This window comes from Streptomyces sp. NPDC003077 (assembly GCF_040611095.1).
Classification (GTDB): domain Bacteria; phylum Actinomycetota; class Actinomycetes; order Streptomycetales; family Streptomycetaceae; genus Streptomyces.
In genome coordinates, this window is the sequence record NZ_JBEXNM010000004.1 from 1 (window position 1) to 15,337 (window position 15,337).

General features: G+C 73.3%; 9 protein-coding genes. 3 read left to right on the forward strand and 6 right to left on the reverse strand.

Annotation, left to right across the window (positions count from 1 at the left end; translation table 11 throughout):
• Positions 1-170: 170 nt before the first annotated feature.
• The 4 genes from ABZX96_RS04005 to ABZX96_RS04020 form a co-directional block, all read right to left on the reverse strand.
• Positions 171-1,022, reverse strand: coding sequence for a 1,4-dihydroxy-6-naphthoate synthase (locus ABZX96_RS04005; protein WP_355537418.1), 852 nt, complete (start codon positions 1,020-1,022; stop codon positions 171-173).
• 112 nt (positions 1,023-1,134) lie between these two features.
• Positions 1,135-2,073: a futalosine hydrolase gene (locus ABZX96_RS04010; protein WP_355537421.1), complete on the reverse strand. Its 939-nt coding sequence runs from the start codon at positions 2,071-2,073 to the stop codon at positions 1,135-1,137.
• Between the two features lie 23 nt (positions 2,074-2,096).
• Positions 2,097-2,606: a hypothetical protein gene (locus ABZX96_RS04015; protein ID WP_355537424.1), complete on the reverse strand. Its 510-nt coding sequence runs from the start codon at positions 2,604-2,606 to the stop codon at positions 2,097-2,099.
• Between the two features lie 551 nt (positions 2,607-3,157).
• Positions 3,158-4,606 carry an MFS transporter gene (locus ABZX96_RS04020; RefSeq protein ID WP_355537427.1) on the reverse strand — a complete coding sequence of 483 codons (1,449 nt, stop codon included), beginning with the start codon at positions 4,604-4,606 and terminating at the stop codon, positions 3,158-3,160.
• Between the two features lie 358 nt (positions 4,607-4,964).
• Here ABZX96_RS04020 and ABZX96_RS04025 point away from each other — a divergent pair, with 358 nt between their 5' ends.
• Both ABZX96_RS04025 and ABZX96_RS04030 read left to right on the forward strand, forming a co-directional pair.
• Positions 4,965-5,870 (forward strand): DUF3027 domain-containing protein, encoded by a 906-nt coding sequence (locus ABZX96_RS04025; RefSeq protein ID WP_355537430.1) that lies wholly within the window; start codon positions 4,965-4,967, stop codon positions 5,868-5,870.
• A 739-nt stretch (positions 5,871-6,609) separates the two neighbouring features.
• A complete protein-coding gene (locus ABZX96_RS04030) occupies positions 6,610-10,032 on the forward strand; it encodes a molecular chaperone Hsp90 (protein ID WP_355537433.1) in 3,423 nt (1,140 codons plus the stop codon).
• Between the two features lie 189 nt (positions 10,033-10,221).
• Here the strand turns inward: ABZX96_RS04030 and ABZX96_RS04035 are convergent, their stop codons facing one another.
• Together ABZX96_RS04035 and ABZX96_RS04040 are read right to left on the reverse strand one after the other, a co-directional pair.
• Complete coding sequence (locus tag ABZX96_RS04035; protein WP_355537436.1) at positions 10,222-12,804, reverse strand: HAD-IC family P-type ATPase; 2,583 nt, start codon at positions 12,802-12,804, stop codon at positions 10,222-10,224.
• A gap of 192 nt (positions 12,805-12,996) precedes the next feature.
• The gene (locus ABZX96_RS04040; RefSeq protein WP_355537439.1) at positions 12,997-13,287 is read right to left on the reverse strand and encodes a DUF2530 domain-containing protein; all 291 of its coding nucleotides are present in this window, start codon (positions 13,285-13,287) and stop codon (positions 12,997-12,999) included.
• Positions 13,288-13,666: 379 nt separating this feature from the next.
• Between ABZX96_RS04040 and ABZX96_RS04045 the strand changes: the two genes are divergently transcribed.
• Positions 13,667-15,136, forward strand: coding sequence for an NCS2 family permease (locus ABZX96_RS04045; RefSeq protein ID WP_355537442.1), 1,470 nt, complete (start codon positions 13,667-13,669; stop codon positions 15,134-15,136).
• The last annotated feature ends 201 nt before the right edge of the window (positions 15,137-15,337 follow it).

Here is a 15,337-nt window from a genome sequence, read left to right on the forward strand (position 1 = left end):
GCCTGATGGTTGTGGCTGTGTGGGGGGGGGGGGGGGGGGGGGTGGGGGGGGGGGGGGTCTTGCGGGGGGGGGCGGCGCGTGCGACCCGGGCCCCCCCCGCTCTGTTTCTTGGGGGGCGGCGGCACGTGCCGCTTATGCCGCTTATGCCCCTCGTGCCCCTGTGTGTCGGCTCAGGGAAAGTCCAGGGCCTCCGGGGCCAGGGGCGGTACCAGGCCCTCGTCCGCCGCGCGGCCGAGCAGGGCGCGGACCGCCGCGTAGCCGTCCGTCCCGAGGTCGGCCGTGAAGGTGTTGACGTACAGCCCGATGTGCTGGTCGGCGACGGCCGGGTCCATCTCCTGCGCGTGCTCCAGTACGTAGGCACGCGAGGCGGCCGGGTCGTTCCAGGCCCTCTCCACGGACGCGCGGGCCGCCGCGGCCAGCTCGCGCAGCCGGTCGGCGCCCAGGGACCGCTTGGCGATGATCGCGCCGAGCGGGATCGGCAGGCCGGTGGTGGCCTCCCAGTGCTCGCCCATGTCGGCCAGGCAGTGCAGCCCGTAGTTCTGGTACGTGAAGCGCGCCTCGTGGATGACCAGACCGGCGTCCACCTTGCCGTCCCGGACCGCCGGCATGATCTCGTCGAACGGCAGGACGACGACCTCGCCGACGCCGCCCGGCACCTCGGCCGCGGCCCACAGCCGGAAGAGCAGGTACGCGGTCGAGCGCTCGCTCGGCACCGCGACCCGCTTGCCCGTCAGATCGGCCGCCGCCCCCGGCTCCCGGGTCAGCACCAGCGGCCCGCAGCCGCGCCCCAGCGCCCCGCCGCAGGGCAGCAGCGCGTACTCGTCCAGGACCCAGGGCAGGACGGCGTACGACACCTTGAGCACGTCGTACTCGCCCCGCTCGGCCATCCCGTTGGTGATGTCGATGTCGGCGAAGGTGACGTCCAGCGCGGGGGCGTCCGGGACCGTGCCGTGCGCCCACGCGTGGAAGACGAAGGTGTCGTTGGGGCACGGGGAATAGGCGATCTTGAGCGGGTCGCTCATGCCGGCGTCCTCCTGGGGCGGGCGGCGCGTGTCAGCGCCTGCGGCGGTTGGGGTTCAGTGGGTGCGGTTGTCGTTGGCCAGGCCGTTCGGTCCGTGAGGGGTGCGGTGGTGTTCAGTCTGGGCGGGGGGCGTCGTGGGGGCCGTTCTGGGGGCGGTGCCGCGGGTCGTTCCGGGGTGGCAGGGCCTGCGGGCCGTCCCGGGGTGGCAGGGCCTGCGGGAGTGCGGCGAAGGCCGTGGTGAGTGCGGCGAGCGCCTCTCCGATCCGCCAGGCGGCGCGGTCTCGCGGGCCGACGGCGTTGGAGATGGCGCGGATCTCGCACACCGGCACGCCATGGGCGGCGGCGGCCTCGGCGACCCCGAACCCCTCCATGGCCTCGGCGAGCGCCCGCGGGTGACGCTCCGCCAGCTCGGCGGCGCGGGCCGCGCTGCCGGTGACGGTGGAGCCGGTCAGGACCGTGCCGCGCCGGCCGCCGGTCGCCGCCGCGATGGCCGCGACGAGGTCGGCCGGGGGGCGGTGGGTGACGGTGCCGAAGCCGAGGTCGGTGACGGGGAGGAAGCCGGTGGGGGTCTCGGCGCCGAGGTCGGCGGCGGTGATCTCGTCGGCGATGACGAGGGGGGCCTCGGCGGTCGGGGTGGGCGTGGTGTTGCCGGCCACGCCGGTGGCCGCCGCGGGGTGGACGAAGCCGCCGCCGATGCCGGTGGAGATCACCAGGTCGTAGGGCGGGGTCCGGCCGTCGGCGGACGCGTACGCGGCGGCCGTCAGCGCCGTCGCGGTGCCGGTCGCGGCGGCGGCGGGGCCGACGCCGGCTGCCAGGACGTCCAGGGTCAGGGTGGGCTTGCCGGACGGGGCTCCGTTTTTATTTCCGTTCCCGTCCCTGTTCCCGTCCGGTGGGAGCGTTACTCGGTGCAGTTCGTAGCCGCCGGGGAGCGTTTGCCGCTCGGGCGGCTGGTTCGGCTGCCGGTCCGGATGCCGTTCCGGCCGCCGCGGAGCCGCGGACGCGGTGACCGCGTCGCGTTCCGCGGCGACGGCGGTGACGACCAGGACGTGCATCGGGGCTACGGGTTCGGCGGAGCTCAGGATTCCGCGCGCTCCAGCTTGATGTTCCACACGCCGGTGTAGCTGTTGTCCTTGGACGTCATGATCGTCACGGTGGTGGACTTGGCCATGGACTGCGTCTGCTGGTTGAAGAAGAGCGACTCGCCGTCGAAGGAGGCGTACGTCTGCTTGCTCAGGTTGCTGATCCGGGAGCCGCCGGACAGCGCGAACCAGCCCTGCTCGGCCATGTCGGGCTCGACGCCGAGGCGGACCTTGTCACCCGGGTGAACCGTGATCGTCTTCTTGGGCGTGGCGGACAGGCACTTCTGGAGCTCGGTCTCGCCCTTCTTGTCCTTGCCGGACAGGTCCCCGAGCGTGCCGCCGTCGTCGTAGCAGGCGGCCTCGGCGGTCACGGTGTCCTTGCCGACGCTCACCGTGGCCAGAGGGGTGGGCTTCTCGCAGGCGGACAGGGTGAGGAGCCCAGCGGACACGACACCGAGGGCGGCGGCGGCACGGCGGCCCTTGCGCCAGGAAGAGAACACGGTCATGCGGGCAGGCTATATGGCGTGCGTAAGCGGGTGGCGCGCGGGTTTGTCGTCGCGGGCGGTTCGCCCGCTCCGGGGGGTGTTTGTGGGCCTTGGCCCCCTGGGCCCGCTGGCGCCTTGGTGGCGGGCTGCCTTGTGGGTTTTGGGCTGCGCCCGGGCTGGGTGGGGGTGTTTCGCCTTCGGCGGGAGGGGGGTGTGGGGCGGACGCGGGGTGCGTTTTTGGGTCGGGGCCGCCCCGGGGTACCTCCTCGCGGCAGTTGCGCTTAGCCGACGCTATGTAGGTCACCGGCCGTCGCGCCCCAGTCCGCTGCGGGGGCACCCCGGGACGTCCCCTTCCGTGGGTTGCGCGTCCGCCCCTTTGTGGGGGGTGGAAAAGATGTGGGTTGCCCCGGTTTTTGTCGGTGCGGTCTGTGGGGGCGGACGGTCGTCGTTGTGGGTGGCACCCGGCCGACCCGTTGGCGGTTGGGTGCGGTGTGGTTGGCCCGGGGGAGATGTGCGGGTTTGTTGTGCTGGAGCCGGAGGTGGAGGGGCGGGGTGGGGTGGGGTGGGGTGGGTCAGGCGACTCGGGGGCGGGGGCCGGGGTGGTGGGTGTGGCGGGCGGCGGTGAGGAGGCCGCGGAGGGCTAGGGTCGCGCCGGTGGTTACCAGGGCGGCTGCTACGGACATGCCGACGGTGCCGTTCAGGGGGAGGGTGATGCCGATGGCGCCGCCGAGGACCCAGCACAGTTGCAGGACCGTTTCGGAGCGGGCGAAGGCCGAGGTGCGGACGTGCTCGGGGACGTCGCGTTGGATCAGCGCGTCCAGGGAGAGCTTGGAGAGGGCCTGGCACAGGCCCGCCGTGGCGGCGGCGGCCGTGACGACCACGATGGCCACGCCCTCGTAGAAGATCGCCGCGGTGGTCGTCGCGCCCAGGGCCAGGCCCAGCATCGTGGCGATGATCGTTTCGGGGCCGCGGGCGCGGAGCCAGGCGCCGATCGCCGTGCCCAGCGCGTTGCCGGTGCCGGCGGCCAGCACGGCCAGGCCGAGTGACGCCTCGGGGCGCAGCCCGTCGAGCGGATGCTCGCGCAGCATGAAGGCGAGGAAGAAGGTGAGGAGGCCGGACAGGGAGCGCAGGGCGGCGTTGGCCTGGAGGCCGTGCAGGACGGACGGGCCGACCGTGCGCAGACCGGGGCGCCGGGCGGGAGCGCGTCCGTCCTTCTCCTCGTCCCGCTTCGAGGCCAGCCGGGCGCGCGCCTCCCCCTTGGCCGAGTCGACCTTCGGAGGGAGGGAGAAGGACAGGAACGTGCCGGTGATGAAGATCGCGAAGGCGCCGTACAGCGGCCAGCCGGACCCGATCAGGTGCAGCCCGGCGCCGAGCGGCGCGGCCAGCCCGGTGGCCAGCAGTCCGGACAGGGTGACACGGGAATTCGCCTTCACCAATGCGAACCGGGGCGGCAGCAGCCTCGGCACCACGGCGCTCCGCACCACCCCGTACGCCTTCGAAGCCACCAGTACACCCAGCGCCGCCGGGTACAGCTCCATCGCGCCGCTCGCCACCGCGCCCGCCATCGTCAGCGCGAGCAGGGCGCGGGCGAGCATGGCACCGGCCATCGCGGCCCGGCGCCCGTGCGGCAGCCGGTCCAGCAGCGGTCCGATAACGGGGGCCAGCAGGGCGAAGGGCGCCATGGTGATGGCGAGGTAGAGGGCGACCCGGCCGCGCGCCTGGTCGGTCGGTACGGAGAAGAAAACGGTCGAGGCGAGGGCAACCGTGATCATCATGTCGCCCGCCGCGTTCACGGCGTGCAACTCGATCAGCTTGCCGAGACCCGACTCGCCGGCGCCGTGCGCGTGAGTGACGCGGCGTATGCGGCGGGCGGTGGCGGCGACGGGGCGGCCCAGCGCGCGACCGGCGGCCCGGCCCGCCCGACGGGCCCGGTTGCCCTCGTCTCCGCCTCTGGACGACGCCCGGGACACCCGCGAGGTCCGACGGGCCTTCGACACCCTTGCGGCAGCCACATTGGTCATAGTGCCGCAACTCCCCCGACGCGGAGTGGTTTGCGGGCCCTCCTCCGCGCGGCGTCGCCGGTCGGGGTCGATGCCCCTGACATTTGCCGACGCCCGCCGATGGGTCGTACACGATTGAAGGGGTAGCGTGTGTGGCGCGCCACCGGCGGTCGTCCTTGACCGCGCGCCTTGCCGCGATCCCGCAGAATGGTTCGTAAAGGTGCGCTCGACCGAGACGATCGGGCGCGGACGTCGACGCGGTCCCCCGGTCCGCTCCGCCCGCCCCGCCCGCCGGTCGTCCGGTCAGGACAAGGACAGCTCCGGCTGGCGCACTCGTGAGACGGCGTGGAAGAGAGAATCGATTCTTGTGAGTGCTGCGATGCGAAGCCGTACCCCTGACCGCCTGTGCGCCGAGGCGGTCGACCTCGCCCGTGCGGCGGCCGAGGAGGCCGCGCTCCCGGGCATGGTCGGCGAGCACGTCGGCGCCGTCGCCGAAGGGGACCGCGTCGTCACGCACCTGTTCGAGTGCGAGGAGCCCGGCTACCGGGGCTGGCGCTGGGCGGTCACGGTGACCCGCGCCTCCCGCGCCAAGCTCGTCACGCTGGACGAGTCGGTGCTGCTGCCGGGCCCCGACGCGCTCCTGGCCCCCGAGTGGGTCCCGTGGAGCGAGCGCCTGCGCCCCGGCGACATGGGCCCCGGCGACCTGCTGCCCACGGAGTCGGAGGACCTGCGCCTGGAGCCCGGCGTCTCGGGCGAGGACACCCCGCCGCCGAACTCCGTCGTCTCCGATGAGATGCAGGACCGCGCCGCGGCCGAGGACGCCGAGGTGACCCCCGGCACGCCCGCCGAGCAGCCCACCGCGCCCGCCCGCGGCAGCATCGCCGAGGTCGGCCAGGAACTGGGTATGGGCCGCGCCCGCGTCCTGTCCCGCTACGGCCTGCACACCGCCGCCGACCGCTGGGAAGAGGCGTACGGCCCCAAGACCCCCATGGCCCAGGCCGCCCCGGCAGCCTGCATGACCTGCGGCTTCCTCGTCCCGCTGGCCGGCTCGCTGCGCCAGGCCTTCGGCATCTGCGCGAACGAGTTCGCCCCCGCCGACGGCCGCGTCGTCTCCCTCGGCTACGGCTGCGGCGGCCACTCCGAAGCCGCCGTCATGCCGAAGCCCCCCCGCCCCGCCCCCCCGGTCATCGACGAGACGGTCGTCGACCCCTTCCCCCTCCGCGCCGACCGCATCCGCGGCTCGGTGGAGGACACCGGCCCAGCGGAAGAACTCGGCCACTCCTGACAGGTGCGATCCCGGTTTCCCTCTGACCCGAGCGTCTCCTTTCGGGTGGGGCCGCCGTACCTGATCCGGTCAGTGACCGGCGGGCAACTGGGTGGGAGACCTCGCGTCGCCGGGGACAGGTAGCCTCGGCCCGACCAATCTGCGTCGGGCCGGAAGGCCGGGCGCCCGGCGCCTTTAGGGGCCGTACCGGACACCCGGTCCCCTACCTGGAACGGTCACCACAAACGACGCCCCTCCGTCCCCACGAACGGCACCGACAAAAACCGGGGCAACCCACATCTTTTCCACCCCCCACAAGGGGCGGACGCGCAACCGACGGAAGGGGACGTCCCGGGGTGCCCCCGCAGCGGACTGGGGCGCGACGGCCGGTGACCAGATCTCGTCGGCTAAGCGCAACTGCCGCGAGGAGGTACCCCGGGGCGGCCCCGACCCCAAAAACAACGAGGCGTCCGCCCCACACCCCCCTCCCGCCGAAGGCGAAACACCCCCACCCAGCCCGGGCGCAGCCCAGCACCCCCGAGGCAGCCCGCCACCAAGGCGAGCCCCAACCGCCCGCCGCCAGGCGAGCAAAAGCCCGCCACCAAGACGAGCCCCCCAAAAGCCCGCCGTCAGGCGACCCGGTAAAAGAGAACCCACGGCGGCGAAGCCCCGACAACGCAAGGCGCGCCCAACGCAGGGGCGCACCGACCGGGGCACCCGGCACACAGCCGGGTGCCCCCACGCACGCGGAGGAGAAAACGTGAGCGCATCGGCCGACCCCTTCGGCACCGCACGACTGCGGCGCGGCGTCCTGGACGCCTGGGCGGCCTCGCCGGCCCGGTTCCGGGAGGACGCCAACGCCGAGGAGGACCTCGCCCTCGGCGGCTACCGCGACCGGCTCGCCGTGGAGCTGGCGCAGAACGCCTCCGACGCGGCGGCCCGCGCCGGCACCCCCGGCCGACTGCGGCTGACCCTGCACCCGGGCCCGGACAGGGGCCCGGACGGGGGCCCGGGCGGGAGCCCGGAGAAGGACAAAACCAAGGACGAAACCAAGGGCGGAACCGTCCTCGTGGCCGCCAACACCGGCGCCCCCCTCGACGCCACCGGCGTCGAGTCGCTGTCGACGCTGCGCGCCTCCGCGAAGCGGGAGAGCGCGGCGTCGGCCGGCTCCGTGGGCCGGTTCGGCGTCGGCTTCTCGGCCGTCCTGGCGGTCAGTGACGAGCCCGCGCTCGTCGGCCGGATGGGCGGCGTCCGCTGGTCCCTCGCCGAGGCCCGCGAGCTCACGCTCGGCGTCGCCGCGCACAGCCCCGGCCTGGGCGGCGAGCTGCGCCGCCGCGACGGCCACGTGCCGGTGCTGCGGCTGCCGCTGCCGGCGGAGGGCGACGTGCCCGAGGGGTACGACACCGCCGTGATCCTGCCGTTGCGGGACGCCGCCGCCGAGGACCTGACCCGGCGTCTGCTGGCGGGCATCGACGCTTCGCTGCTGCTGACGCTGCCGGGGCTGGCCGAGGTGGTGGTGGAAACCCCGGAGGGCGTTCGGGAGCTGCGGCGCCGTCAGGACGGCCCGTACGTCGTCATCGAGGACAGCGAGCGCGGCACCACCCGCTGGCGGGTGGCGAGCGACGGCGGCCCGCTGGACCCGGCGCTGCTCGCCGACCGCCCGGTGGAGGAGCGGCTGCGGCCCTCCTGGTCGGTGACGTGGGCGGTGCCGGTCGACGCGTCGGGCGCGCCCGCCCGGCCGGACACCGCGGCGGTCGTGCACGCCCCGACCCCGACCGACGAACCGCACGGGCTGCCCGCGCTGCTGATCGCGTCCTTCCCGATGGAGCCGACGCGGCGGCATGTCGCCCGGGGGCCGCTGGTGGACTTCATCCTCGGGCGGGCCGCCGAGTCGTACACGGGGCTGCTGCGCGACTGGCAGCCCGTCTCGGTGGGGACGCTCGACCTGGTCCCCGGCCCGCTCGGCCGCAGCGAACTGGACAGCGAACTCCGCCGCCTGATCCTCGACCGCCTGCCTCGCATCCCCTTCCTCCCGAGCGCCGCGGCCCCGTCCGGCACCACCCCCGGCCAGGGAACGAGCACCCCGCCAGGAGTCGGCACCCTGCCCGAGGAAACCCCGCACCAGGGAACCGAGGGGACCGACACCCCCACCCCCCACACCCTCCGCCCCACCGAAGCCGAACTCATCGAGGGCGCGGGCGCGGCCACCGTCACCGTGCTGGCCGAACTGTTCCCGAGCCTGCTGCCCGCCGGCCTGGAGCGACGGCAGGAACTGCGCGCGCTCGGCGTCGCCCGGGTCCCGCTGGGCGAGGTCATCGACCGGCTGGCGGGCGTCCAGCGCCCGCCGTCCTGGTGGTGGCGGCTGTACGACTCGCTGGCCGGCACCGACCCGGACCGCCTCAGCGGCCTCCCGGTACCGCTGGCGGGCTCGGCGGGCCCGAAGGCCGGGCGCGGCGGCCAGTGGAACGGCCGTACGGCCATCGGCCCCCGCCAGGTCCTGCTGCCGCTGCCGGGCAGCGCGGAGGGCACGGACACCGCCCGGCACCGCACCCTCGCCCGCCTGGGCCTGAAGGTCGCGCACCCGGACGCCGCGCACCCGCTGCTGGAGAAGCTGGGCGCCACCCCGGCCTCCCCGCTCGCCGTCCTGCGCACCCCGCAGGTCCGCGCGGCGGTCGCGGCCTCCCTGGACGCGGACGAGGACGCGTACGACCTCTTCGCCGAAGCCGACGCCGAAGCCGCAGTCGACGCCGACGCCGACGCCGACGCCGACACCGAAGCCAACGGCACCACCCCCGGCGAACCGTTCCTCTTCGGCGAAGCCCTCGCCGACACCGTCCTCGGCCTCGTCCGCGACGCGGGCCTCGCCCCCGGCGACGAACCGTGGCTCGCCGCCCTCGCCCTCCCCGACGAGGACGGCGAACTCGCCCCCGCCGGCGAACTCGTCTACCCGGGCAGCCCCTTCGAGCAGGTCATCCGTGAGGGTGAACTGGCCGCCTGCGACCCGGAGCTGGCCGAGCGCTGGGGCGAGCAGCCGCTGACCGCCGTCGGCGTCCTCGCGGACTTCGCGCTCGTCCGGGCGCAGGACGTGGTGCTGGACCCGGACGAACTGGAGCCGCGCGACGGCGACTTCGTCGAGCCGGACGACGTCGGCGTGCTCGACGCCGTGGACGTGTGGTGCGAGGACGTCCTCGACGGGCTGCCGGAGACGTCGGTGCCGCCGGTCGCCACCGAGATCGTCGCGGTCCGGGACCTGGACCTGGTGGACGACGACGCCTGGCCGCAGGCGCTCGCCATGCTCTCCCGGCCGCCGCTGCGCGACGCGCTCACCGCACCCGTGCGGGTGCTGCTGCCGGACGGCCGGACCGAACTCGTCCGCCCCTACGCGGCCTGGTGGCTGCGCGGTCACCCCGTCCTGGACGGCCGTCGCCCGGCCGGTCTGCGCGCGGCGGGCGGCGACCCGCTGCTGGCGGGGCTGTACGAGCCCGCGGACGCCGGGGACGTGGACGCGCAGGTGCTGCGCGCCCTCGGCGTGCGGACCTCGGTCGCGGCGCTGCTGGACGAGCCGGGCGGCGCGGCCGAACTCCTGGCCCGCCTCGCCGACCCCGAGGCCGAGGTGAGCGCCGCCCAACTGCACGCCCTCTACAGCGCCCTGGCGGACCTCGACCCGGAACAGGTCACGCTCCCGGACGCGCTGCGGGCCGTGGTCGGCCGCGAGGTGCGGGTCGTGGACGCGGCGGACGCCCTGGTCGCGGACGCGCCCGACCTGCTGCCGCTGGCCGACGACCGCCCGCTGCTGCCCGTACGGCCGTCGAAGGCCGCCGACCTGGCGGAGCTGTTCCAGGTACACCGGCTCAGCGAGGAGTTCACCGGGGCGGTGCGTTCCGAGGGCAGCCGGCACGACGTACCGGAAGCGGTCCGGGCGCTGCTCGGCCCGGACACCCCGGAGGCGTACGTCGAACACGAGGAACTGGTCCTGGACGCCGAGAACGGCGCCGACGGCGAGGGCGTCGAACTCGACTGGCGGCTGACGCCCGACGGGACCCTGCACGCCGCCACGCTGGAGGGCGTCGCCGCGGGGCTCGCCTGGGCCACCGGCCAGTGGCCGCGCCGCTTCGAGGTGGCGGCCCTCCTGGAGGACCCGGACCGGGTGACGGAACTGGCGGAGGCCCGCTGGTTCGACTGATCCGCAGGGCGGTACGCGTCCGGACGGGGCGGAAGTGGGCCGCGTCCGGGCGAAGCGGACGAAGCGCAAGCGGGCAGCGTCCGGACGAAATAAGCGAGGGAAAGCAGGAGCCGGGTGGCGGGCCGCAGCCGGACGAAGCAGGGCCCGGAGCCGGAGCCGGATGGCGGGGCACTCTATAGGGCGCCCCGCCTACCCCTCCTCCTCGAACCGCCCCCGCACCACCCGCCACACGACCTCCAGCAACACCGCCGCCACCACGGCCACCCCCACGGCCACCCACGGCATCGTCGTCCCGACCAACCGCAGGTCGAAGAACTTCTGCAGCCACGGCACCACCAGGACGACCAAAAACCCGAGGGCCATCGCCAGAACCAGTCCGACCCGCCACCACGTATACGGGCGCGCGATGATGACGAGCACCCACATGGCGGTGAGGAAAAGCGTCAGGGTGGCGGCGCTGGTCTCGGCGCTCAGGGCGTCCGGGCCGGTGTAGTGGCTGCGGGCGGCCATGTACGTGAGGAACGCGGCGACGCCCGTGATGAGGCCGGACGGCACCGAGTACCGCATCACGCGTTTGACGAACTCCGGCTTGGCGCGCTCCTTGTTGGGGGCCAGCGCCAGGAAGAAGGCGGGCACGCCGATCGTCAGCGTGGACAGCAGCGTCAGGTGGCGGGGCAGGTACGGGTAGGGGATCTGCCAGCAGGCGACCAGGATGGCGAGCAGCACCGAGTAGACGGTCTTGGTCAGGAAGAGCGTGGCGACCCGGGTGATGTTGCCGATGACCCGGCGGCCCTCGGCGACCACGGACGGCAGGGTGGCGAAGCTGTTGTTCAGCAGCACGATCTGCGCCACGGCCTTGGTCGCCTCCGACCCGGCGCCCATGGAGACGCCGATGTCCGCGTCCTTCAGGGCGAGGACGTCGTTCACGCCGTCACCGGTCATCGCGACGATGTGACGGCGCGACTGGAGGGCCCCCACCATCCGCTGCTTCTGCTGCGGGGTGACCCGCCCGAAGACGGCGCCCTCCTCCAACCGCCGGGCCATCGCGTCCGCGTCGTCGGGCAGTTTCCGCGCGTCCACGGGCGCGTCCGCACCCGGCAGCCCGAGTTTCCCGGCCACCGCGCCGACCGACACCGCGTTGTCGCCGGAGATCACCTTGGCCTGCACGTCCTGCTCCTCGAAGTAGCGCAGGGTGTCCCGGGCGTCCGGCCGCAGCCGCTGCTCCAGGACCACCAGCGCCACCGGCTGGACGTCCCGGTGGGCCTCCGGGTCGTCCAGCTCCCGCCCGGACCGGGCCAGCAGGAGGACCCGCATGCCCTGCGCGTTCAGGTCGTCGACGGCGGACAGGGCCTCGTCGCCGGAGGGCAGCAGCACGTCCGGCGCGCCCAGGAGCCAGATGGCGCGGGCGCCGTCGCCGTTCTCCAGGGACGCGCCGCTGTACTTGCGGGCGGAGGAGAACGGGAGCGTCCCGGTGGCGCGCAGCGGGCCGGCGTCCGGGTAGGCGTCGATGATCGCCTGGAGGGAGGCGTTGGGCCGCGGGTCCGCCTGCCCGAGCGCCCCCAGCACCTGCCGGACGTACGCCTCCCGGGAGCAGCCCTCCCGGGAGCCGTCCTGTCCGGAGCCGCCCTCCCCGGAGCCGTCCCCGGGGGAGTGGCCCCCCTCGGAACCGTCCCCGGGGGAACCGTCCCCCTCGGAACGTTCCTCGCCGGAACGACCACCCGGAGAGCCCAGCATCCGCAGCTCGCTCACATCCATCCCGCCCTCGGTGAGCGTGCCCGTCTTGTCCAGGCAGACCACGTCCACCCGGGCGAGCCCCTCGATGGCGGGCAGCTCCTGGACCAGGCACTGCTTGCGGCCGAGCCGGATGACGCCGATGGCGAAGGCCACGGAGGTGAGCAGCACCAGGCCCTCGGGGATCATGGGGACGATGCCGCCGACCATGCGGCGCACCGCCTCGTCGCCCGCCATGTTGAGGGTGAACAGGTGGCTGAGGATGAGGCCGATGGCGGTCGGGACCATCATCCAGGTCACGTACTTCAGGATGCGGCTGATGCCGGTGCGCAGCTCGGAGTGGACGAGGGTGAAGCGGGACGCCTCCTCGGCGAGCTGGGCCGCGTACGCCTCGCGCCCGACCTTCGTCGCGGTGAAGGCGCCGCCGCCGGCGACGACGAAGCTGCCGGACATCAGCTTGTCGCCGGGCTTCTTGACGACGGGGTCGGCCTCGCCGGTCAGCAGCGACTCGTCGATCTCCAGCCCGTCGGCCTCCAGGACCTCGCCGTCCACGATGATCTTGTCGCCGGGACCGAGCTCCAGCACGTCACCGAGCACCACCTCGGAGGTGGAGACCTGAACGGCCTGCCCGTCCCGGCGCACCGTGGGCTTGGCCTCCCCGATGACCGCCAGGCTGTCCAGCGTTTTCTTGGCGCGCAGCTCCTGGATGATGCCGATGCCGGTGTTGGCGACGATGACGAAGCCGAAGAGGCCGTCCTGGATCGGGCCGACGATCAGGATGATCGCGAAGAGGACGCCGATGATGGCGTTGAAACGGGTGAAGACGTTCGAGCGGACGATGTCGGCGGTGGACCGCGAGGACCGCACCGGGATGTCGTTGACCTCGCCTCTGCCTACCCGCTCGGCGACCTCGGCGGCGCTCAGCCCGCCGTGCCGCCGCTGGTCCGGGGCCCCGTCGCCGGTCTGGTGGCCGGTTCCGCCGGGGCCGCTCCCGTCTCCGGGTCCGGGTTCCTCGACTTCGGTCCTCGCCCGCTGCGTCATGCCTTCGACGTTACGGGCGCGGCGGGCACTTCACGCGTTGGATGAGGCTGCCGAGACGGATGTGACGGAAGAGGCAGGAGGGACAGGCCACTGCCAACGAACGCGGATCGCCCCCCGTCACAAGAACAGGCCCCTATAGGCACTCACAGGCACCCCTCAGGCCTCAGGCACCCACAGCACCCCTCAGACCTCTCAGGACGCCTCGGCCCCGTCCGGCACCCGCTCCGCCTCGGCCCGCGCGGCGGCGGCCCGCTTGATCGCGGCGTCGCGCTTGCGCACGTACCAGATGCCGAGCAGGCCGAGGCCGCCGCCGGCCAGGCAGGTCCACACCCACCAGGTGTGGTCGTTGTCGGCGAACCAGCCGTAGAAGGGGAGCTGGGCGAGGAAGAGGACGAACCAGATGATCGTGCCGCCGGTGATCGTGCCGACGACAGGGCCCTCAAGAGGCGCCGGGGCCTCGCGCAGTTCGGACTTCTTCCACATGGGATTCAGCTTACGGGCAGGGGCGACGGGCCACGCGGTGGGCCGGGGACCGTGCCGCACGCCTCATCGATCCCATGGTTCCCAGTGGCCCCAGGGGTCTACGCGCGGAGATAGCGATCAACGCTTTGTTTATTCATACTGAACCTAACCGGATCTGACTGGTTTGGCTCGTTCGTTCCTCCAAAAGGACTCCGTTTTTTCGGCTCGGAGTCCCATGGGATCGCCAGGCGACTCATCCATCCGATCCGGTCGCTCGCGTGATCGCGACTCAGACGCCGGGGCACCGCCGCTCCGCGCGCCCGCGGTCGCGCTGGTGTCCCCGTTCCGGCCCGTGCCGGACCCCGCGCCTTCCCCAGGCCCGTACGACTGAGGTTCTCGCATGTCCTCCTCGGCCACCACGTCGGTCGACGCCGTGAACGATCACGGTCCGCAGCCGCCGAAGAACGGTCTCGACCGGTTCTTCAAGATCTCCGAACGGGGATCGACGGTCGGCCGCGAGCTGCGCGGCGGCGTCGCCACGTTCTTCGCGATGGCCTACATCATCGTGCTGAACCCGATCATCCTCGGCGCCGGACAGGACAAGTTCGGCCACCACTTGGACAACGGTCAGCTCGTCACGGCCACCGCCCTGATGGCGGGGCTGTCCACGATCCTCATGGGCGTCATCGGCAACGTCCCCATCGCCGTCGCCACCGGCCTCGGCATCAACGCCGTCGTCTCCCTCCAACTCGCCCCCAAGATGAGCTGGCCGGACGCGATGGGCATGGTGGTGCTCGCCGGTCTGGTGCTGATGATCCTGGTGGCCTCCGGGCTGCGGCAGCGCGTCATGGACGCCATCCCCAACGGCCTGCGGCGGGCCATCGCGATCGGCATCGGCCTGTTCATCGCGCTGGTCGGCCTGGTCGACGCGGGCTTCGTCTCGCGCAACCCGGACGCCGCGCACACCACCGTGCCGCTCGCGCTCGGCCAGGGCGGTCAGCTCCAGGGCTGGCCGGTGCTCGTCTTCGTCCTCGGCCTGGCGCTGATGTTCCTGCTGACCGTGCGCAAGGTGAAGGGCGCGATCCTGATCGGCATGGTCGCCATGGCGGCGCTCGCGATCGTCATCAACGCCATCGCGACCATCCCCGACGCGAGCTGGGGCCTGGCCGTCCCGAACGTCCCGGACAGCGTCGTCGGCGCCCCCGACTTCGGCCTCGTCGGGCAGATCAGCCTCATCGGCGGCTTCAAGGAAGTCGGCATCCTGACCGGCTGCCTGTTCGTCTTCACCGTCCTGCTGTCCGGCTTCTTCGACGCCATGGGGACGATCATCGGCGTCGGCGAGGAGGCCGGCCTGACGGACGAGAACGGCAACCTGCCGAACATGGGCCGCATCCTCATGGTGGACGGCATCGCGGTCGCCGCCGGCGGCCTCGGCTCCGCCTCCGCCAACACCTGCTTCGTGGAGTCCACGGCGGGCGTCGGCGAGGGCGCGCGCACCGGCCTGGCGAACCTCGTCACCGGCGGCCTCTTCCTGCTCGGCCTGGTCTTCACGCCGCTGGCCACCGTCGTGCCGTCGCAGGCGGCGACCCCGGCGCTGCTCGTCGTCGGCTTCCTGATCATGTCGGCGAACGTCCGGGACATCGACTGGAGCGACTTCACGATCGCGATCCCGGCCTTCCTGACGATCATCTCCATGCCGTTCACGTACAGCATCACCAACGGCATCGGCATGGGTGTCCTGGCCTTCATCCTGCTGCGGACGGCGACCGGGCGGTTCAAGGAGATCCCGTGGCTGCTGAACGCGGTCGGGGTCTGCTTCCTCGTCTACTTCCTGCTGAACCCGATCGAGCAGGTGCTCGGCGTCAGGTAGCCGCCCCGGCGGACGGGCCGCGCGTCAGCGCCGGACAGCCGTCCCCCGAACAGCACGGAAGCGGCCCGCGCGGGCGAACGGCGCGGGCCGCTTCCGATGCCGGACGGCAGTGAAAGCCGGACGGCAGTGAAAGGCGAAACGGGCAAAACGCACGACAAGAACGAGAACGAGAACGAGAACGAGAGCGAGAACGAGAGCGAG